The 20,353-nt window shown below is 61.5% G+C and carries 18 protein-coding genes; 8 read left to right on the top strand and 10 right to left on the bottom strand.

Annotation, left to right across the window (positions count from 1 at the left end):
- Positions 1–104: 104 nt before the first annotated feature.
- Together coaD and ACIOVD_RS00510 are read left to right on the top strand one after the other, a co-directional pair.
- A complete protein-coding gene (gene coaD / locus ACIOVD_RS00515; protein WP_040071510.1) occupies positions 105–584 on the top strand; it encodes a pantetheine-phosphate adenylyltransferase in 480 nt (159 codons plus the stop codon).
- Between the two features lie 180 nt (positions 585–764).
- The gene (locus ACIOVD_RS00510; protein WP_038358877.1) at positions 765–1,016 is read left to right on the top strand and encodes a YfhL family 4Fe-4S dicluster ferredoxin; all 252 of its coding nucleotides are present in this window, start codon (positions 765–767) and stop codon (positions 1,014–1,016) included.
- Positions 1,017–1,076: 60 nt separating this feature from the next.
- On the opposite strand, the gene mutM is transcribed toward ACIOVD_RS00510, so the two are convergent.
- A complete protein-coding gene (gene mutM / locus ACIOVD_RS00505; RefSeq protein ID WP_095164595.1) occupies positions 1,077–1,889 on the bottom strand; it encodes a bifunctional DNA-formamidopyrimidine glycosylase/DNA-(apurinic or apyrimidinic site) lyase in 813 nt (270 codons plus the stop codon).
- Positions 1,890–1,919: 30 nt separating this feature from the next.
- Positions 1,920–2,789, bottom strand: a complete 870-nt coding sequence (locus ACIOVD_RS00500) for an HDOD domain-containing protein (RefSeq protein WP_095164599.1) — start codon at positions 2,787–2,789, stop codon at positions 1,920–1,922.
- Between the two features lie 143 nt (positions 2,790–2,932).
- Between ACIOVD_RS00500 and ACIOVD_RS00495 the strand changes: the two genes are divergently transcribed.
- The 3 genes from ACIOVD_RS00495 to ilvD all read left to right on the top strand — a co-directional run bounded on the left by ACIOVD_RS00495 (position 2,933) and on the right by ilvD (position 7,053).
- On the top strand, positions 2,933–4,129 hold the full coding sequence (locus ACIOVD_RS00495) for a class I SAM-dependent rRNA methyltransferase (protein WP_401125482.1): 1,197 nt from the start codon (positions 2,933–2,935) through the stop codon (positions 4,127–4,129).
- A 281-nt stretch (positions 4,130–4,410) separates the two neighbouring features.
- The gene (locus ACIOVD_RS00490; protein WP_095164603.1) at positions 4,411–4,869 is read left to right on the top strand and encodes an REP-associated tyrosine transposase; all 459 of its coding nucleotides are present in this window, start codon (positions 4,411–4,413) and stop codon (positions 4,867–4,869) included.
- Between the two features lie 342 nt (positions 4,870–5,211).
- The gene (gene ilvD / locus ACIOVD_RS00485; RefSeq protein ID WP_095164607.1) at positions 5,212–7,053 is read left to right on the top strand and encodes a dihydroxy-acid dehydratase; all 1,842 of its coding nucleotides are present in this window, start codon (positions 5,212–5,214) and stop codon (positions 7,051–7,053) included.
- A gap of 239 nt (positions 7,054–7,292) precedes the next feature.
- Here ilvD and ACIOVD_RS00480 read toward each other — a convergent pair whose 3' ends face one another.
- The 7 genes from ACIOVD_RS00480 to ACIOVD_RS00450 form a co-directional block, all read right to left on the bottom strand.
- Positions 7,293–9,767, bottom strand: a complete 2,475-nt coding sequence (locus tag ACIOVD_RS00480) for a TonB-dependent siderophore receptor (RefSeq protein WP_401125478.1) — start codon at positions 9,765–9,767, stop codon at positions 7,293–7,295.
- A gap of 148 nt (positions 9,768–9,915) precedes the next feature.
- On the bottom strand, positions 9,916–10,908 hold the full coding sequence (locus ACIOVD_RS00475) for a FecR family protein (protein ID WP_256585372.1): 993 nt from the start codon (positions 10,906–10,908) through the stop codon (positions 9,916–9,918).
- The gene (locus ACIOVD_RS00470; RefSeq protein WP_095164611.1) at positions 10,905–11,438 is read right to left on the bottom strand and encodes an RNA polymerase sigma factor; all 534 of its coding nucleotides are present in this window, start codon (positions 11,436–11,438) and stop codon (positions 10,905–10,907) included. The genes ACIOVD_RS00475 and ACIOVD_RS00470 overlap by 4 nt, the downstream gene beginning before the upstream one ends.
- Positions 11,439–11,560: 122 nt before the next feature.
- Positions 11,561–11,947, bottom strand: coding sequence for a hypothetical protein (locus ACIOVD_RS00465; RefSeq protein WP_401125474.1), 387 nt, complete (start codon positions 11,945–11,947; stop codon positions 11,561–11,563).
- Positions 11,944–12,561, bottom strand: a complete 618-nt coding sequence (locus ACIOVD_RS00460; RefSeq protein WP_401125472.1) for a hypothetical protein — start codon at positions 12,559–12,561, stop codon at positions 11,944–11,946. Before ACIOVD_RS00460 ends, ACIOVD_RS00465 begins: the two co-directional genes overlap by 4 nt.
- The gene (locus ACIOVD_RS00455) at positions 12,558–13,997 is read right to left on the bottom strand and encodes a PAAR domain-containing protein (protein WP_401125470.1); all 1,440 of its coding nucleotides are present in this window, start codon (positions 13,995–13,997) and stop codon (positions 12,558–12,560) included. The genes ACIOVD_RS00460 and ACIOVD_RS00455 overlap by 4 nt, the downstream gene beginning before the upstream one ends.
- Before the next feature lie 190 nt (positions 13,998–14,187).
- Positions 14,188–15,243, bottom strand: coding sequence for a phosphorylcholine phosphatase (locus tag ACIOVD_RS00450; RefSeq protein ID WP_095164613.1), 1,056 nt, complete (start codon positions 15,241–15,243; stop codon positions 14,188–14,190).
- A 241-nt stretch (positions 15,244–15,484) separates the two neighbouring features.
- Here ACIOVD_RS00450 and ACIOVD_RS00445 point away from each other — a divergent pair, with 241 nt between their 5' ends.
- Positions 15,485–16,876, top strand: a complete 1,392-nt coding sequence (locus ACIOVD_RS00445) for an L-cystine transporter (protein WP_159998436.1) — start codon at positions 15,485–15,487, stop codon at positions 16,874–16,876.
- Positions 16,877–16,995: 119 nt separating this feature from the next.
- Here ACIOVD_RS00445 and ACIOVD_RS00440 read toward each other — a convergent pair whose 3' ends face one another.
- The gene (locus tag ACIOVD_RS00440; RefSeq protein ID WP_095164617.1) at positions 16,996–17,508 is read right to left on the bottom strand and encodes a dihydrofolate reductase; all 513 of its coding nucleotides are present in this window, start codon (positions 17,506–17,508) and stop codon (positions 16,996–16,998) included.
- A gap of 85 nt (positions 17,509–17,593) precedes the next feature.
- Between ACIOVD_RS00440 and ACIOVD_RS00435 the strand changes: the two genes are divergently transcribed.
- Both ACIOVD_RS00435 and ACIOVD_RS00430 read left to right on the top strand, forming a co-directional pair.
- A complete protein-coding gene (locus ACIOVD_RS00435; protein WP_095164619.1) occupies positions 17,594–18,964 on the top strand; it encodes a DUF2868 domain-containing protein in 1,371 nt (456 codons plus the stop codon).
- Positions 18,957–20,342 (top strand): DUF3482 domain-containing protein, encoded by a 1,386-nt coding sequence (locus ACIOVD_RS00430; RefSeq protein WP_095164620.1) that lies wholly within the window; start codon positions 18,957–18,959, stop codon positions 20,340–20,342. The genes ACIOVD_RS00435 and ACIOVD_RS00430 overlap by 8 nt, the downstream gene beginning before the upstream one ends.
- Positions 20,343–20,353: the final 11 nt, after the last annotated feature.

The following is a 20,353-nucleotide window of genomic DNA, read 5'->3' as shown; positions in this document are numbered from 1 at the left end:
ATTCGCCTGGTCTATAGTGCGTTCTTAGCCCAATGGCGACTTGGCCGACCGGGAAGGCTGCGATACCATCCGACTCCCCAACGGATTCCCGCCAGGACGACGCGATGAACCGAGTGTTGTACCCAGGTACCTTCGACCCTATTACCAAGGGCCATGGCGATCTGGTCGAACGCGCCGCGCGCCTGTTCGATCATGTGATCATTGCTGTCGCCGCCAGCCCCAAGAAAAACCCGCTATTCCCCCTGGAACAGCGTGTGGAGCTGGCCCGCGAGGTCACCAAACATCTGCCGAACGTCGAAGTCGTCGGCTTTTCGACGCTGTTGGCGCACTTCGCCAAAGAGCAGAATGCCAATGTATTCCTGCGTGGTTTGCGTGCGGTGTCGGATTTCGAGTACGAATTCCAGCTGGCCAATATGAACCGCCAGTTGGCCCCGGACGTGGAAAGCCTGTTCCTGACGCCGTCCGAGCGCTATTCGTTTATTTCTTCGACGTTGGTCCGTGAAATTGCAGCCCTGGGCGGCGATATCACTAAATTCGTCCACCCGGCCGTGGCCGATGCTCTTACACTCCGGTTCAAGAAATAGACCCCGACTGTAGGAGCTGGCTTGCCAGCGAAAAACGTCAACGATTACGCAGTGCTATCAGAAAGTACACAGCGCCCTGACGTTTTTCGCGAGCAAGCTCGCTCCTACAGCGTCAATGCGGCACAATTGTGCGCATTAGTTTTCAGATGCCCGGGCCGACGACCCTGGCTGGAGTCCCCAATGTCCCTGATCATCACCGACGATTGCATTAACTGCGACGTCTGCGAACCCGAGTGCCCGAACGCCGCCATCTCCCAGGGCGAAGAGATCTACGTGATCGACCCGAACCTGTGCACCCAGTGCGTCGGCCACTATGACGAGCCGCAATGCCAGCAGGTCTGCCCGGTCGATTGCATTCCGCTGGACGAAGCCCATCCGGAAACTGAAGAGCAGTTGATGGAAAAGTACCGGATCATTACCGGCAAGGCGTAAGGACCCCATCGCGAGCCTGCTCGCGATGAGGCCATAAGCAACCTCACCGCCACATCTGGATCAGCGCTGGCACCTGGGGCAAAACACACTCGCCCGCTGCCCCAGCTTCACCTCGCGAAGTTCTGTCCCGCAGACCTTGCAGCCCTCGCCGCCGCGGCCATAGACGAACAGTTCCTGCTGGAAATAGCCCGGCTGGCCGTCGCCGCCGACAAAGTCGCGCAAAGTGGTGCCGCCGCGCTCGATGGCGGCGGCCAGGATGCGCTTGATCTCGATCGCCAGCTTCAGGTAACGCGCCCGGGAGATGCCCTTGGCCTCGCGGCGCGGGTCGATCCCGGCGGCGAACAGCGCTTCGGTCGCGTAAATATTGCCGACCCCCACCACCACCGCGTTGTCCATGATGAACGGCTTGACCGCCATCGAACGCCCACGTGACAGTTGAAACAGGCGATCGCCGTCGAACAGGTCCGTCAGCGGCTCCGGCCCCAGGCGCAGCAGCAGTTCGTGGTTGAGCGGGTCAAGGCTCCAGAGCATCGCCCCGAAACGGCGCGGGTCGGTGTAGCGCAGGGCCAGGCCGGACTCCAGCTCGATGTCCACATGCTCATGCTTGGCCGCCGGCAGGCCGATTTCCACCAGGCGTAGATTCCCCGACATGCCCAGGTGACTGATCAAGGTGCCGACCTCGGCGTTGATCAGCAAATACTTGGCACGCCGCTCCACCAGCACAATGCGCTGCCCGGAAAGGCGCACATCGAGGTCCTCGGGGATCGGCCAGCGCAGGCGCCGCTCACGCACCACCACCCGGCTGACGCGCTGGCCTTCCAGGTAGGGCGCAATCCCGCGGCGGGTGGTTTCGACTTCCGGTAATTCAGGCATGGCGTACTCGGCTCAGGAAAGGTCCGGCGCTCAATGGTGCGCGCCGAGTTCACGGATCGTCTGTTTGAGGTTCTCGAAGTCGTAGTCCGAGAGGCCGACATAGTCGAGCACCAGGTGACCGATGCTGTCCCACTCGTGGTCTTCGGTCTGGTTGCCCAAGACCCGGTACGAGGCACAGATGTGTTCCGCCATCTTGAGGATCGCCAGCAGGTTCTTCAACTGACTGTTGCGCGAGGACTCGTCACTGAAGATCGCCAGGGCGTTGTGGTGATTGGCGATGGCGTGGCTGACATGTTCCGGCAGGCGCCAGGACTTTGCCGTGTAGTAGCCGACCACCGCATGGTTGGTGTTGAACGCATGGTTTTCCGTGTCCACCACCCGGCAATCGACGCCGGCGTTGGCATAGGCCTGTTCCAGCACCGCCATATAGTTGGGGAAGCGCTTGAGCATCAGCGGCACGCCACAGTCGTGGAACAGCCCCAGGGCATAGGCTTCGTCCACCGCTTGCGAGCCGATGCGCTTGGCCAGGCTGAGGCTGGTCATGGCCACGTCCTGCGCCGTGTCCCAGAAACGGTTGAGGGTGACGATGGTGTCGTCATTCATCTCACCCTTGATCGACTGCGCGTTGATCATGTTGATCACCGAGCGGCTGCCCAACAGGTTCACCGCCCGCTGGATCGAGGCAATCTTGTTGCTCAGGCCGAAATACGGCGAGTTGACGATTTTCAACAACGCGCCGGAGAGACCCGGGTCCTGGGAGATCAGCTTCGCGATCACTTCAAGGTCCGGGTCCGGCATGTACTGCTCCATCTGCAAATCCACCATGATTTGCGGTTGAGGCGGAACGCTGATGCCTTGCAGGGCCTGCTGAATCTGTTCGGAAGATAGCTCTTGGGACATAAGTACTCACTCTGGACAGGCGGCGATTCTACCCCTTAAGCGCAGGTTGCCGACACCTCAAACCGCTCCCGCAGTCCATCCGGTGAGCCCGCCAACGGCTGCGCAACAGGGTATACTCCCGCTCTTTTTTCTGGAGCGACGTCATGTCCCTGCCAAGCTTGCGCCTCAAAGCCAATGCCGACCGTCGCCTGCGCGCCGGCCACCTGTGGGTCTACAGTAACGAAATCGACGTAGCCGCCACCCCGCTGCACGGCTTCAAGGCCGGCGACCAGGCGATCCTGGAAGCCGCCGGTGGCAAGCCGCTGGGCATCGTCGCCATGAGCCCGAACAACCTGATCTGCGCCCGCCTGCTGTCGCGCGACATCAAGCTGCCACTGGACAAGTCGCTGCTGGTGCACCGCCTGAACGTCGCCCTGTCGCTGCGCGAGCGTCTGTTCGACAAGCCGTTCTACCGTCTGGTCTACGGCGATTCCGACCTGCTGCCGGGCTTGGTAGTCGACCGTTTCGGCGACATCCTGGTGGTGCAGATCGCCTCGGCGACCATGGAAACCCATAAAGACGACGTGATCGCCGCGTTGACCCAAGTGCTCAAGCCGAGCGGCATTCTGTTCAAGAATGACTCCGCCGCGCGCGACGCCGAAGGCCTCGAGCGCTACGTCGACACCGTGTTCGGCCTGGTGCCGGAGTGGGTTGCGCTGGAAGAGAACGGGGTGAAATTCGAAGCACCGGTCATTCAGGGCCAGAAAACCGGCTGGTTCTATGACCACCGCATGAACCGCGCCCGCCTGGCCCCGTACGCCAAAGGCAAGCGTGTACTGGACCTGTACAGCTACATCGGTGGCTGGGGCGTGCAGGCTGCCGCATTCGGCGCCAGCGAAGTGTTCTGCGTCGACGCCTCGGCCTTCGCCCTCGACGGCGTTGAGCGCAACGCTGCGCTGAACGGCTTTGCCGACAAAATGACCTGCATCGAGGGCGACGTATTCGAAACCCTGAAAGAGTTGAAAGCCAGCGAAGAACGTTTCGACGTGATCGTGGCCGACCCGCCGGCGTTCATCAAACGCAAGAAAGACATGAAGAACGGCGAAGGCGCCTACCGCCGCCTGAACGAGCAAGCCATGCGCCTGCTCAACAAGGACGGCATCCTGGTCAGCGCCTCGTGCTCGATGCACCTGCCCGAAGATGACCTGCAGAACATCCTGCTGACCAGCGCCCGCCACCTGGACCGCAACATCCAGCTGCTGGAACGCGGCGGCCAGGGCCCGGACCACCCGGTACACCCGGCCATTGCTGAAACCCGCTACATCAAGAGCATCACCTGCCGGCTGTTGCCCAACAGCTGATAACGCAAAACCTATGTAGGAGCGAGCACCCGCTTGCGGCGCCCGCTTGCGGCGCCCGCTTGCGGCTTGCTCGCTTGCGGCTTGCTCGCGATGCGGGTCAACGATAACGCGGGGAACCTGATACTCCGCGGTGTCATTGAACTCATCGCGAGCGGGCTCGCTCCAGGTGCAGGTGCAGGTGCAGGTGCAGGTGCAGGACACATTCTGATCCACTGCCGAAGCGACAACCTCCCACCCAACGCCTACCGTTTTCTCTTCCCATCACCGAAGAGGACAACGGAATGTCCAACACGCCAAAAGCCCATCGATTACGCACAGGTCGGCACTCGCAATCCGGTCGTATCTATCACCTGACCGCTGTCACCCATGAACGACAACCGATCTTCAATGATTTGTACGTTGGACGCTTGGTAGTGAGTGAATTCAGAAGAGCTCATGAAGCCGGCAATGCCACCTCAATAGCCTGGGTCGTCATGCCGGATCACTTTCATTGGCTGGTTGAATTGCACAACGGTGATTTGCCGAGACTGATGCAGGCGGCCAAATCCAGAAGTGCTCGCGCCATCAACCAGCAAAGAGGTCGCCACGAAACGCTATGGCAAAAGGGTTACTTCGATCGGGCCTTGCGTCGCGAGGAAGATCTGAAAGCCATCGCCCGATACATCATCGCCAACCCTTTGCGCGCCGGGCTTGTGACTCGAGTTGGAGACTATCCGCTGTGGGATGCCATGTGGATTTAATACTGTAGGAGCGAGCTCGCTCGCGATGGTGGTCAACGATAACGCGGGGAACCTGACACCCCGCGGCGTTCTCGGGTTCATCGCGAGCGAGCTCGCTCCTACGGGGGTGGTCGCCGAACGTATTGTGAATGCTTGCAGCCATTCCTTCCTGACGCCAGCGGTGTAGAATCGAACGATTCATCGCCAGTCATCCCCCGGCGGGTTTATGAGCTCAAGCTGAAGCGCGCGGCGATCCCGCAAAGTTCTCGGCAACTTCCGGACACCCGGCTATTTCTGAGTGTTCCAGACGTCAATAGAAGCTCACTTCCCTTTTGATACCTGATTAGCCGCCCGGAGTGCTTCATGCCAGATTACCGCTCGAAAACATCCACCCACGGTCGCAACATGGCCGGTGCTCGCGCTCTGTGGCGCGCCACGGGGATGAAAGATGACGACTTCAAAAAGCCGATCATCGCCATTGCCAACTCCTTTACCCAATTCGTCCCGGGCCACGTGCACCTCAAGGACCTGGGTCAACTGGTTGCCCGCGAGATCGAACGCGCTGGCGGTGTGGCCAAGGAATTCAACACCATTGCAGTCGATGACGGCATCGCCATGGGTCACGACGGCATGCTCTATTCGCTGCCGAGCCGCGAGATCATCGCCGACTCCGTCGAGTACATGGTCAACGCCCACTGCGCCGACGCGATCGTCTGCATCTCCAACTGCGACAAGATCACCCCCGGCATGCTGATGGCCGCCTTGCGCCTGAACATCCCGGTGATCTTCGTTTCCGGCGGTCCGATGGAAGCCGGCAAGACCAAGCTCGCCTCCCACGGCCTGGACCTGGTTGACGCCATGGTGATCGCCGCCGACTCCAGCGCTTCTGACGAGAAAGTCGCTGAGTACGAGCGCAGCGCCTGCCCGACGTGCGGCTCGTGCTCCGGCATGTTCACCGCCAACTCGATGAACTGCCTGGTTGAAGCCCTCGGCCTCGCGCTGCCGGGCAACGGCTCGACCCTGGCCACCCACAGCGACCGCGAACAGCTGTTCCTGCAAGCCGGGCGCACCATCGTCGAACTGTGCAAACGCTACTACGGTGACAACGACGACTCGGTACTGCCGCGCAATATCGCCAACTTCAAGGCGTTCGAAAACGCCATGACGCTGGACATCGCCATGGGCGGTTCCACCAACACCATCCTGCACTTGCTGGCCGCAGCCCAGGAAGCCGAGATCGACTTCGACCTGAAGGACATCGACCGCCTGTCGCGCCACGTACCGCAACTGTGCAAGGTCGCGCCGAACATCCAGAAGTACCACATGGAAGACGTGCACCGCGCCGGCGGGATCTTCTCGATCTTAGGCTCGCTGGCCCGTGGCGGCCTGCTGCACACCGAGCTGCCGACCGTGCACAGCAAGACCATGGCCGAAGGCATCGCCAAGTGGGACATCACCCAGACCACCGACGAAGCCGTGCACCACTTCTTCAAGGCCGGCCCGGCGGGCATCCCGACCCAGACCGCATTCAGCCAGTCGACCCGTTGGGAAACCCTGGACGACGACCGTGAAAACGGCTGTATTCGCAGTGTCGAGCATGCCTACTCGCAAGAAGGCGGCCTGGCCGTGCTGTACGGCAACATCGCCCTGGACGGCTGCGTGGTGAAAACCGCCGGTGTCGACGAGTCGATCCACGTGTTCGAAGGTCGCGCCAAAATCTACGAAAGCCAGGACAGCTCGGTGCGCGGCATCCTCGCCGACGAAGTCAAAGAAGGCGACATCGTGATCATCCGTTACGAAGGCCCGAAAGGCGGCCCGGGCATGCAGGAAATGCTCTATCCGACCTCCTACCTCAAGTCCAAGGGCCTGGGCAAAGCCTGCGCCCTGCTCACCGACGGTCGCTTCTCCGGCGGCACCTCGGGCCTGTCCATCGGCCACGCTTCGCCAGAAGCCGCTGCCGGCGGTGCGATTGGCCTGGTGCAGGATGGCGACAAAGTGTTGATCGACATTCCCAACCGCTCGATCAACCTGTTGGTCAGCGATGAAGAACTGGCGGCACGCCGCATCGAGCAGGACAAAAAAGGCTGGAAGCCGGTTGAAGTGCGCCCACGTAAAGTGACCACCGCACTGAAAGCCTACGCCCTGCTGGCCACCAGCGCCGACAAGGGTGCCGTGCGCAACAAGGCGATGCTCGACGGGCTGTGATCGTTAGCCGTTGAACTGAAAATGCCCCGCCAAGTGCGGGGCATTTTTGTTTGTGCCGATCCACTGTAGGAGCGAGCGCCCGCTTGCGGCTTGCTCGCGAAGAACTCAAAAACAACGCGTTTATTCAGGTAATACGCGTCATCGTTGGGGTCCATCGCGAGCAAGCTCGCTCCTACAAAGTACTGCGCATTTGTGCAGCCCTTGTAGGCGCTGGTTTGAGAGCGCAAGTCTCAGGGCATTCAGAACTGCGGCTTGTAGGTCACGCTGAACATCATGTTGCGCGGGTCGCCGTAGTAGTTGTTGCCGGCGAGTTGCGCGTACGAGGGGATGAAGTATTTCTTGTCGAACATGTTGTTCAGGTTCACCGCCAGGGTCACTTCGTCGCTGGCGTCATAGGCCACGCGTGAGTTCCAGATGGCAAAGCCGGCCTGTTCGAAAGCGCGCTCGAAACTCAAGGTGCTGCTCTGGGCATTGACCCCCGCACCGACACGAACCCGGTCCAACTCACCCGGCAAGCGGTAATCACTCCACACCCGCAGCATGTGCATCGGGGTCGCGGTGCTGAAGATCTTGCCTTCGAGCTCCGTGTCCTTGAGGAATTTGGTGGTGTTGTAGGTGTAGCTGCTGGTCAGTTGCAGGTTCGGCAGCACTTCGCCGCTCAACTCGGCCTCGATGCCCTGGCTGCGCACCTTGCCCGACGCCGTCGAGCAGTACCAGCCGCCGCACGCATTGGGGCCTTCAATGTCGGTAGTGAAGTCAGTCACTGCGCGGTTTTCGTGGATATAGCGGAACATTGCCAGCGAGGCGTTGAGCTGGCCGTCCATCAGCTCGCCCTTGATGCCCACTTCATAGTTCTTGCCCTCGACCGGTGGCAGGCCGGTTTTCTGCTGGGTTATCTGGACCTGAGGGATGAACACCTCGGCGTAACTGCCATAGACCGACCATTGATCGTTGAGCGCATAGATCAGGCCCGCGTAAGGCGTGACCTTGCCGCTGGCCTTGACCGAATTCTTCTCGCCGCCTTCCAATTGCTCGCGGGCGAAATAGTTGTCCTGGGCAAAATCGAAGTCGTACCAACTGCTGCGCGCGCCCAGCACCAGGGTCAGCGGATCGGTCAGGTGGATATTCCACGAACCATAGAGGCCTTTCTGCCGGACATCGTAGGTGCTGACGGCCAGGTTGGCCTTGTCGGCGATACTGTCGAAGCTCTGGAAGGGCCGATGGTGGTCAATGTTGAAGATATCGACGCCCGGGGCAAATGCGCGAGCGTAGCTGTCATCAGTGGTGTACTTGGAGTAGTTGCCGCCCAGCACCACGCTCTGCTTGAACGACAGCGCCTCGAAATCGCCATTGATGTAGATGTCCAGGCCACGGTTGCCATAGAAGTCGGTGGAATAGTCAGCGAACCGCGAACCGCTCGAAGTGCCAGGGGTGATCGCGCCAGTGGTGAATTGATAGGTCGCCTCATTGGACTCGTTCATCGCCGTCGCCGACGCCTTGAGCTTCCAGCTGTCGTTGAAGTGGTGCTCAAGATCCATATACACCGCCGTCTGGTCGTTCTCCGAGCGGTTCCAGGTGGCGCCGGTGTAGGTGGAGCGCGACAGGTCGACCGCGCTGCCATCGGTGTAGCGCGGCAAGGCGATGTAGTACGGTCGGCCATGACTTTTCTTGTTGCTGAAACCGACGCCGAGCACGGTGTCTTCACTCAGGTCGAAATCCAGCGCGCCATACACAGTCTGTTCCCAGCTCCACGTATAGTCGGAAAACGAGTGGCCCTTCTCGTAGTTGACCACTGCGCGGCCGCGCACGGTGCCGGCTTCATTCAACGGTCCGCCGACATCCGCCTGCGAGGCATAGCGGTCCCAACTGCCGGCCTTGGCGCTCAGGGTCACGGTCGGTGCCGCCTGTGGGCGCTTGCGCACCAGATTGATCGCGCCGCCCGGGCTGTTGGCGCCTTGCAACAGAGCGGCAGAGCCGCGCAGCACTTCCATGCGGTCGTAGATCACCATGTTCTCGGTGATGTAGCTGCCCAGCGCATAGACGTTGCGGGGCACCGGGACGCCGTCATATTGCAGCGCCTCGATGTCGAAACCGCGGGAGAACATGAACATCCCCGGCCCCGGGGACTTGACCGACGCCAACCCCGGCACCGCTTCGATGGCCTGGGTCAGGGTGGTGATGTTCTGGTCATCCATGGCCTTGCGGGTCAGGACGCTGACCGACTGCGGGATGTCCTTGAGCTTCTGGGTACCCTTGCCGATGGTCACGGCACCGGTGGTGTAGGAACCACTGCCTTCGGTGGTCGTCCCCAGACGCTGGGCACCAATCTTGGTCGCCCCCAGTTCCAGGGCCGAACCGCTGCTCTGCGGCTGGTGCAGGGTGACGCTGTCATCGTCTATGAAGCTAGCCACCAGGCCGGTGCCGGCGAGCAAGTGCGAGAGCGCCTCGGCACCGGAGAAACTGCCCTTGACCCCAGGGGACAACACGCCTTGGGTGACGTCGGCGGACACCAGCACTTGCAGGCGCGTCACCGAGGAAAACGCCGTCAATGCGCCATCCAGCGACTGCCCGGCAATCTCGAAGCGATAGACCTGCGTCTGCTCGGCGGTCGCCGCCTGCAGGTACAACGGCGCTGCGCCCGAGGCCAGGCCGATAGCCAGCGTCAGCAAAGTCGGCAGGCCAGGCAGGCGACGCGTGGCGGTCAGATGTCCCATGAGTGTTTCCCCAAAGATCGAAGTCGGTGATTCAGCGCCGCACTACTTGAGAGTGCTTATTATTTGCGCGTCTCTGATCAAGGACGACCACGCCCGGAGAAACCCTGAAAGTTTTTGAGAATTATTTACAAAAGACAGCGAATCGCTTTCAACCCGCGCGCAGCACCAACAGATACGGCGTGTAATGCTCGGCCTGCAGGTTGAGGGTGTGGACCAATGCCTTGAGCACGGCGTCTGGTTTATCGATATCGAATACCCCCGATACCCGCCGCTCGCGCAGCTCATCACCGAGCACCAGGGTGCGACCGGGCCAGTAGCGGTTCAACTCCGCCACCACGTCGGCCAGCGACTGCTGGCGAAACACCAGTTGCCGCTGCCGCCAGGCAAACCCGGCGGCCGGGTCGAAGCCGTGGACCTCGCTCAACCGGCGATCCTGATACTCGACCGCCCTGCCCGGCTCCAGGTACACCGGCGCCCCATCGCCAGCGCTGACTGCAACCTTGCCCTGGGCCACCTGCACCTGAGTGCGAGCGTTGCGCTGGGCAACGCTGAACTGGGTGCCGACAACCGTCACCGTTCCCGTGCCGGACTCGACGACAAAAGGCCGGGCCGGGTCCTTGGTGACCTCGAACCAGGCTTCGCCGCGCAACAGGCGAACCTGGCGCTGACCGGCACTCAGGTGGATCTGCACGGCACTGTCGGTATTGAGTTGCAGCCGCGAGCCATCGGCCAGTTCGATCCGCCGAGTTTCCCCGGTACCGGTGGCATAGTCCGCGCGCCAGCGATCCAGCCAGGGGGTCTGCGCCGCCAGCAGACCGATCGTCATCAGCACCACCGCCGCCGCGCAGGCCTTGGGCAGCCAACGCTGGCCAGCAGGTTTTTTCCAGCGCGCCTGCTCGGCCTCGCGCATCTGCCGGGCGGGCTCGCGCAGACTGCCCAGCAGCAACTGCACCTCCTGCCAGGCCTCGTACTGCGCAGCGCCCTGAGCCAGCCAGCAGGCAAAGCGGTCGCGCTCGGCCGTGGTCACGTCTTCGGCCTGGAGGCGGAAATACCAGCCAGACGCCTCGGCGAACAGGTCATCGCGGTCCGGTGCAGCGGGTTCGGTCATCAGGGTTTCCACAGCCACAGGCGCGTCAGTCATGGGCGCGCGCCTCGCTTGTCGTTGGCCAGTCGCGCCTGGATAAAGGCCCGGCAATCGATCAGCGCACGCCGCAATTGGTACTCGACACTGCGCGGACTGATTGCCAGACGCTCGCCAATCTCGCGGTAGGAGCATTCGTCGACATGATAAAGCAGGAAGATGTTTCGAGTCGCTTCGGGGAGCGCCGCAATTGCATCATGCATCAGCCTTTGCTCCTGCAGCGCCGATAGCTGGTCCACCGCCGATGGCGTGCTGCAAGGCAGTTCGTCGCTAGGCTCACCCGCTTCCACCCGCTCACGACGAATCGCCTGGCGCTGATGATCGCGCACCAGGTTGCTGGCAATGGTGAAGAGAAAGGCCGGGAGATTGTCGATCTTCTCACCGGACTCGAGCCGCGCCAGGCGCAGGAAAGATTCCTGGGTCAAGTCGGCCGCCACCTGCGCACTACCGGTGCGCCGGGTGACGAACGCTTCCAGGGCTTTCTTCTGTTCAGCGAACAGGCGCGCGATCTGCGTATTCCAGGAGGACACAGCACTACCTTGATCGAAAGGGTCGTTCAGGAGCGCGCACGCTAGCAGAAGATGCGAGTGATTCGCAATTGATATGTTTTTGTCGATAGCCCTGCCGCTGCTGAGACAAAGGCAAAAAATCGTTATTTTCCGGAGCAGGAGATCTGCACAACTTGCCACATGTAGTGAAGTGCCAATAGTGTTGGCCCCAGGATTGTCCAGCTAATCCATAGGTCGTGGTTAGGGTCTGTAAACAACATCAGCAGCGCAGGAGACATCGCTAGCAATCCCATCATTAACATTGCTGTTATAGCCAGCCTACGTCTTGAATCAGTAGTCATGGGCCTGTTTAGCGCCGCCAAAACAAGTCCACAGGTTCCTATCCATGCGAGCGTGATAAATAACACGTAAAAAAATCCACCGCTCCCCATAAAAACCAAACTGAGTAACGCCAGCCCTAAGGCAGGCAGGACACCTCCAGCCATATACATAGCTGACCGAAGGATGACGTTTACTAAACGCAGACTCATGGTCTTCCCCATGGAGTGGCAAGCTGCAACGTGATGAGGTAGCGCTCTTCTGTGGGCCGCTTATCGTCCCTGAACCGATTAACTCCCAGCATCACCTGGTACTTGTCGTCAGCTCGCCAGTAGGCCGTGCCACCCGTGTTCACGTCTCGTAATCTGGCACGCCATTGAGGTGTGTCGGCGAACGATGGAAAGTCATTGAGCCGGATTGGTGCCCACCCCCCTTGGCGCCATTGGTCTTGCAGATCCAACAGAACCTTGAGCGTGTCGTCGAGCAATAGCGGCTCTATCTGCGGGGACATACGGACACTGCTGACTAACCCACCCCTATCGAAACTAACCGTGAAAAAACGAGCTAGCGGGGTCTCGAATCCGAGTTGAGGGTCGATAAAACGTAGACGCGCATCAGATATGGGCATATTGAACCAGGAATACCCAGGGAAAGCCGGAGCGATAACCGCAGAGGAGCGCTGACGCATGGTTTCCCAAGGCTCGCCAATCATCAACGCGATTTCAGGCTCATCCGAAAGCGCTCGAATCACTGCCACGATCAGCAGAACCGCGGCTGCCATTGCCAGAACCTTGCGTCGCCAATCTATGCGACGTAGCAGACTCATCGCACGCCCAGACCTGCGGCAATGTCGAGAATCGCATGTTCAATCAGGTGGCGATCAGAGCGCCGCAGCAGCTCATCAAATTGCGCCGCGGCCTTGAGTACGAAGGGCATGCGCTGATGGATGTCGGCCAGATTGGCAAAGTAATTGTTGCTGAAGCCAACGGTGCGTCCATCTTCGCTGGGGCGGCATTGGCTGGCCAGAGTCAGTTCGACGGCTGCAGCGGCGCCGGACGGAAAATTCGTCACATAAGAGAGGTGATTGCCAACGAGCAAAGCCACCAGATTCAGGTCACCGTACATTGCTGGCTGAAGGATGTTCTTCTGTTCATGCTCGGCAAGAAAAACAACACTTTCGACAATGCTGCCTGCATCAATGGCCTCGAAGGCTTGCAGGATTTCCTTATGGTCATAACCGAATCTCAACCTCTGCTGCTCAATCGGCCACAGGACTGGATGCTGATCATTACCATAAATTTTTTGACGTGAGTCCAGGCAAGTCGTGAGCGCCAACAACCCCTGCTCCTTGTAAAACACATGCAGCGGATACACATCCAGAAACAACGTGGTATTACCCAATGCCAGCATGTCATGCACCGACTGCAGTTGCTGCTGCACCAGCGACAGCGGTTCGCCGTCGCGCCTGAGGTCGATGCCCGGCACCGGGTTGTTTTTGCGGGTTTGCTCGTAATGGTGTTGGGCCTGTTGATCTGTCTTGCCGAAGAGGGTCAGCCCCGGCAGTTGCCAACGGCGTTCGGCGCTATCGAGTAAGTCTTGTGCCGCTTCGTGTTGCGCCTGGATCTTTTCGATCGAGTCGGTCGCGTGCAACAGGCCGCAACCGACCTGCTTGGAAGCAAATGCCGCAAGCCCGGCCCACTGGAACCGCCGATCATCCAGCCACAACCGGGCATAGGCGGCATTGATCGCGCGATTGCGCGCCCGGGGGTCGGCGAGCAGCCTGCCGCCGGGCGCCACGATAGCTTCGGCGCGCTGCTGGTAACCCCGCCAGAGGTTCTCGCAGCCCAGCCCAGGTCGTTCGCCAAAGGGCATCGAGGGCGCAACGCCGTGAGTACCCGGCGTAGTGGATGCAGGGCGATTGAGGTGGTTGTTGAGCGGCTGGCCTGTGGTTGGGCCACGGGGCGTCAAGGTGCGATCCTCGAACAACTGACTCCTGAGGGTCTGGTTGGCAATCAACCGCGGCGGCGGGTCACATTGGCACTGGCAGAGGTCGCCATCGAGGGCGGCGTTGCGCCCATCCATCAGGTCCACCAGGTGCGGGCCGTCGCAAACGATCAATCCGGTGCTGGCGCACTGTGGGCAATCGACTTCATCGCCTTCGCGGGCAATGGCCTGACCATCGATGGTGCTGTACGCCCAGCCCGTGCGTACGGTGCCGCCGGCGGTGGTTTTCGCCCCGACGGTGATGTGATAGCGCTTCATGCGTGAGTTGTCCTTGTCTGATCTGCAGGGACAAGCACGCTAGGCGAAGGGAAATGTGGCGGGCTATCAGACGTTTCGTTATCTGGTGTGGGGTGCGTCTTTAATCAGGCGATGAGGTGATTGGCACAGCGTAGGTTTTTGCCCAGAGGTGCCCAGCTCGCTGCGATGCAACGAGCCAGGCGCCTGCGTGTTACTGAATCTCCTCCGGCTTGACGATCACCCAGTTCTTGTCCGCCGTCACCGGCAGCCCTTCTTTGGCCTGGGCCGCAGCGTGCTTGGCCATCATGCCGTTGATCTGGGCCATGTATTTGTCCTTGCGGTTGACCCAGAGGTGGATGCCGCCCTTGGCCACGTCGACACTGTGAAACAGCATGTAGCCGTCGCTGGTCGGAGTGTCGCCGCCCACCAGCACTGGTTTTTTCCACTCGTCGATGTAGGTCAGGATGGCGGCCTGCTTGCCAGCCATCCAGGTCGCAGGGGTCCACAGGTATGGGGTCAGCTCCAGGCCCAGGTTGGCCTTCTCGTCGTACTTGCCGGCCGTGATCTGCTTGCGCGCGGTGGTCAGCTCGCCGCTTTTGCGGTCCTTGAGCAGCATCGTCACGCCGATCACGTTTTGCGGTTTGACGTTGTAGCCATACTTGGGATCGGAGGCGACCATGCGCACCAGCTCTTCCGAGGCGGCGGTCATCACGTAGACCTCGATGCCGTTTTCCATCAGCTTGTTGTACAGCTCGGCTTGCCCGGTGAAGATCTTCGGCGGGTTGACCTCGATGGTCTTGACCACGTCGCCTTCGTAATAGGTGCTAGGCACCGGCTTGCCGGAGGCCATCAACTCGTCGACGTAGCCCTTGAGTTCCTTGAGGGTGAAACCGGAAAAGACCTGGGCGACCCATGGGTAGCAGACCATGTCATCGAGCTCGCACAGCCGGTAGTAGTAACTGAACAGGCTTTCCTGGTGCTCGGCGGTGTCCTTGAACGGGATCAGTTTCAGGGAGGGGTCCAGCTTCTCGCGGGTGATCAGGCCTTTGTTTTCCATGAACGGCAACAGCGACTCTTCCAGGTCGTAGCGGTAGCTGGTGTTGTCCATGTCGAACACCGCGTAGTTACCCTTGTTGGCGTTGGCCGCGATCATCGCGTCCAGCTGCTTGGCCTGTGCCTGGGGCCAATGTTTGAGATCGGTGGCGAACACCTGGCCGGCAAGGCCCAGGCACATGGCGACGGCTAACACTTGCGTAGCGACTTTCATGTGCATTTCTCCCTGAATGAAAGCCATCGACGCTAACAAATCTGCATCGCCGCCCTCGTCTGAGCACGACCGCTTGCGTGCTGATTCCGTCACCGGCATAACCGACAGCGTCAGGCGTTTATTCCAAAAACGACAGTCACCATGCGTTTTTGGTATTAATTTTATAGATATCAAGCTGTTAGGCTTGCCGGTTCGCAATTGCCCCGCGAGGCGATTGGCACAAGTCTTTTTTGGAGTCTCGATGAATCTGCCGCTGATCCTCAATCTGCTGGTGTTCCTGGCCTTGCTGTTTGGCCTGGCACAAACCCGCCACACCACCTGGAGCCTGGCCAAGAAAGTGCTGCTGGCGCTGGTCATGGGCGTGGCGTTTGGCGTGGCCTTGCACACGATTTACGGTGCCGGCAATCCAGTGCTCAAAGCCTCCATCAGCTGGTTCGACCTGGTGGGTAACGGTTACGTGCAATTGCTGCAAATGATCGTGATCCCCCTGGTATTTGCTTCGATCCTCAGTGCTGTTGCCAGGCTGCACAACGCGTCCTCCCTGGGCAAGATCAGCTTCCTGACGATCGGCACCCTGCTGTTCACCACCGCTATCGCGGCGCTGATCGGCATCGGCCTGACCAACCTGTTCGGCCTGACCGCCGAAGGCCTGGTGGCCGGCACCCAGGAAATGGCGCGCCTGCAAACCATCCAGAGCGACTACGCGGGCAAGGTTGCCGACCTGAATGTGCCGCAGTTGCTGCTGTCGTTCATCCCGCAGAACCCGTTCGCCGACCTGGCCCGGGCCAAGCCGACGTCGATCATCAGCGTGGTGATTTTTGCCGCCTTCCTCGGTATTGCAGCCCTGCAACTGCTCAAGGATGACGTGGAAAAAGGTCAGAAAGTGATCAACGCCATCGACACCCTGCAAGCCTGGGTGATGCGCCTGGTACGCCTGGTGATGAAGTTGACCCCCTACGGTGTGCTGGCGCTGATGACCAAAGTGGTCGCCGGTTCCAACCTGCAGGACATCATCAAGCTCGGCAGTTTTGTGGTGGTGTCGTACCTGGGCCTGGGCTTGATGTTCGTGGTCCACGGCCTGCTGGTGGCGCTGGCCGGGATCAACCCGCTGCGCTTTTTCCGCAAGGTCTGGCCGGTACTGACCTTCGCCTTCACCAGCCGCTCCAGCGCCGCGAGCATCCCGCTGAGCATCGAAGCGCAAACCCGCCGCCTGGGGATTCCGCAGTCGATCGCCAGCTTCGCCGCTTCGTTTGGCGCCACCATTGGCCAGAACGGCTGCGCTGGTCTCTATCCGGCGATGTTGGCGGTGATGGTCGCCCCGACCGTGGGCATCAACCCGCTCGACCCGCTGTGGATCGCAACGTTGGTGGCGATTGTGACGTTGAGTTCAGCCGGGGTGGCCGGGGTCGGCGGTGGTGCAACCTTCGCCGCGCTGATCGTGTTGCCGGCCATGGGTTTGCCGGTGTCTTTGGTGGCGTTGCTGATTTCCGTCGAGCCGCTGATCGACATGGGCCGCACGGCGCTGAACGTCAGTGGTTCGATGACAGCCGGGGCAATTACCAGCCAGATCATGCAGCAGACGGATAAAGACGTGCTGCTGGCTGATGAGCATGAGGAGTTGGCGCACGCTTGAGTCTTTGAGCGGCTGAGCGGGCCTCATCGCGGGCAAGCCCGCTCCCACATGGGTCTTGGTCGAACACAAATATGTGTTCACCGCAGATCCCTGTGGGAGCGGGCTTGCCCGCGATGCTTTTAGGCTTTTTCCCAGATTTCGAAGCTGTACGCCGGCTTGTCGCCTTCGGCCGGATTCGGCACATTCGACACCAGCTTCCACTGGTTCAACTCAAACTGCGGAAACCACGCATCACCCTCGGGGCTCAGCGCCACGCGGGTCAGGTACAGCCGATCGGCCTGGGCCAATCCTTGCGCATACAGTTGCGCACCGCCAATCAGCATCAGCTCATCGACACCTTGTTCCAGCGCCCACTCCTGCGCTCGCTCGACGGCGGCCTCCAGCGACGGATAGACCTCGGCGCCCTCCAGCTGCAAGTCGGCCTGGCGACTGACCACGATGTTCAACCGCCCCGGCAGCGGGCGACCGAGAGAATCCCAGGTCTTGCGACCCATGATGATCGGCTTGCCCAGGGTAGTGGCCTTGAAGTATTTGAAATCCCCCGGCAAGTGCCAGGGCATGCTGTTGTCGACGCCGATCACGCGGTTTTCACCGAGGGCTGCGATCAGGCTGAGGGGGAGTGTTTTTTTCATGGCGAGGAGGATACCAGAGCCTCGCTTTCCCCGATAAGCGCCACAGCGGTTATGCTCAGCACTCACTTAAGCGACGGGATGACGCGTGACTGATCTGCACACACTCTGGCTGACCGAAACCATCCGTCTGCGCGAGGAACACGCCGGCGCCCTGGAGGATTCGCAAGCCAACCGCCTGGCCCGCAATGCCGGTGGCGACCTGCCCAGCCGCATCCAGGCCCGTGCACACTGGCTGGCCGAACGCGATGGCCTGACCGCGGCCCTGCGCCATTGGCTACAAGGCGCGCGCCTGGCACTGCTGGTCCTGGCCGTGCTGGCGATCCTCAGTGGCGCCGGCCTGGCATTTGCCGCCCTGGGCGATGGCCAGGCTCCGGTCAATGTGTTCTGGGCCCTGGGCAGCCTGCTCGGGCTGAACCTGATTCTGCTGCTCAGTTGGGCCTCGGGGCTGATCCTCGCCGCCGACTACGGCGCCACCCTCGGGCGCCTGTGGCTGTGGCTCAGTGAAAAACTCGCCCGCGATGCCAAGGCCGCCCACCTGGCGCCGGCCCTGCTGCTGTTGCTACAACGGCACAAACTCAATCGCTGGTTGCTGGGCCTGCTGGTCAATGGCCTGTGGCTGGTGGTAATGCTCAGTGCGCTAGTCATGGTCCTGACGCTGATGGCGACCCGGCGCTATGGGTTTGTCTGGGAGACCACCATCCTCAGCGGTGAAACCTTCGTCGCCCTGACCCAGGCCCTCGGTGCTCTGCCTGCGCTGCTGGGGTTCAGCGTGCCTACCGAAGAAATGATCCGCGCCAGCGGTGACGCCGCCCTGAACCTTGAAAGCGCCCGCCAAGCCTGGGCCGGCTGGCTGGTCGGCGTGGTGCTGGTGTACGGTGCATTACCGCGCCTGCTGCTGACCCTGCTGTGCCTGTGGCGCTGGAACCGTGGCCGCGCGGGCTTGCAACTGGACCTGAAATTGCCCGGCTACGCCCAATTGCGTGAACGCCTGATGCCCAGCAGCGAGCGCCTTGGTGTCAGCGATGCCGCGCCAGAGCGCCTGCATCAGGTCGAAAGCGCGAGCAGCGCCCTGCACAGTGACGGCGCGCTGCTGGTAGCCATCGAGCTGGACGACCAGCGCCCGTGGCCGCCGGCCCTGGCGAAGAACGTCAAGGATGCCGGGATCCTCGACAGCCGCGAGTCGCGGCAAAAGCTTCTCGAACAACTGACCCGCTTCCCGCCGGCCCGCCTGCTGATCGCGTGCGACCCCCGGCGCTCTCCGGATCGCGGCAGCCTGGCGCTGATCGCCGAACTGGCCCAGAGCGCCAGCGCTACCCGCGTCTGGCTGCTGCAGGCACCGCCCGGCCAGGCGCTGGACGCCGACCGCCTGGGGGACTGGCATGCCGCCCTGCAGCAATTGGGCTTGCCCTTCGCCGATTGCGCACCGATGAACTGGCTGGAGTCGGGTCATGACTGATGCTCAACCAAAACCGCTGAAGCTCGCCGTCGTCGGCCACACCAACGTCGGCAAAACCTCCTTGTTGCGCACCCTGACCCGGGATGTCGGCTTTGGCGAAGTGTCCCATCGCCCCAGCACCACCCGGCATGTCGAAGGCGCGCGTTTGTCGGTCGATGGCCAGGCCCTGCTGGAGCTCTACGACACGCCCGGCCTGGAAGACGCGATCGCCCTGCTCGACTACCTCGAACACCTGGAACGCCCCGGCGAACGCCTCGACGGCCCTGAGCGCCTGGCGCGCTTCCTCGACGGCAGCGAGGCGCGCCAGCGCTTTGAGCAGGAAGCCAAGGTGCTGCGCCAACTGCTGGCATCCGACGCCGGGCTGTATGTGATCGATGCCCGCGAACCGGTGCTGGCCAAGTACCGCGACGAACTGCAGGTGCTGGCCAGCTGTGGCAAGCCGCTGCTGCCGGTGCTGAATTTCGTCAGCAGCGCCGACCATCGCGAGCCGGATTGGCGTGAAGCCCTGGCGCGCCTGGGGCTGCATGCGCTGGTGCGCTTTGACAGTGTCGCGCCGCCGGAAGACGGCGAACGCCGGCTGTATGAAAGCCTGGCGCTGATGCTGGAGAACTCGCGCGGACAACTCGAGCGCCTGATCGCCGACCAGCAGGCGCAACGCCTGGCGCGCCAGCAAAGTGCCGCCCGCTTGATCGCCGAGCTGCTGATCGACTGCGCCGCCTGCCGCCGCAGCGTGGCCAGTGACGCCGGGCAGGAACAGCAGGCCATCAGCGATCTGCGCAAAGCCGTACGCCAGCGCGAACAGCGCTGCGTCGAGGCACTGCTCAAACTCTACGCCTTCCGCCCGCAGGACGCCGCCGCCAGCGATTTGCCGCTGCTGGACGGACGCTGGGGCGATGATTTGTTCAACCCCGAAACCCTCAAGCAACTGGGTGTGCGGGTCGGTAGCGGGATCGCTGCAGGAGCGGCGGCTGGGGCAGGCGTCGACCTGCTGGTGGGCGGCCTGACCCTCGGCGCAGCCGCGCTGGCCGGCGCGATTGCCGGCGGCGCCCTGCAAACCGCACGCAGTTATGGCAGTCGTTTGCTGGGCAAGATCAAGGGACAACGCGAATTGACCGTCGATGACAGCGTGTTGCGCCTATTGGCACTGCGCCAGCGCCAACTGGTTCTGGCCCTCGACCAGCGCGGGCATGCCGCGATGGACAGCATCAAGGTGGATACGCCGCAGGATAAAGGCTGGCGCGAAGGTAAGCTGCCCGAAGCCTTGAACAAAGCCCGGGCGCATCCACAATGGTCGTCGCTCAATCCCCATGGCAAGTTGAGCCAGGCCGAGCGCCAGGAGCAGGTGGAGCTTTTGGCGCAGAAGGTGATCGGGGAATAACCTCTGCGCAT

This window comes from Pseudomonas sp. NPDC087626 (genome assembly GCF_044743405.1).
GTDB lineage: Bacteria > Pseudomonadota > Gammaproteobacteria > Pseudomonadales > Pseudomonadaceae > Aquipseudomonas.
The sequence above is the reverse complement of the archived record's forward strand: the minus strand, read 5'-3'. Positions and strand labels throughout refer to the sequence as shown.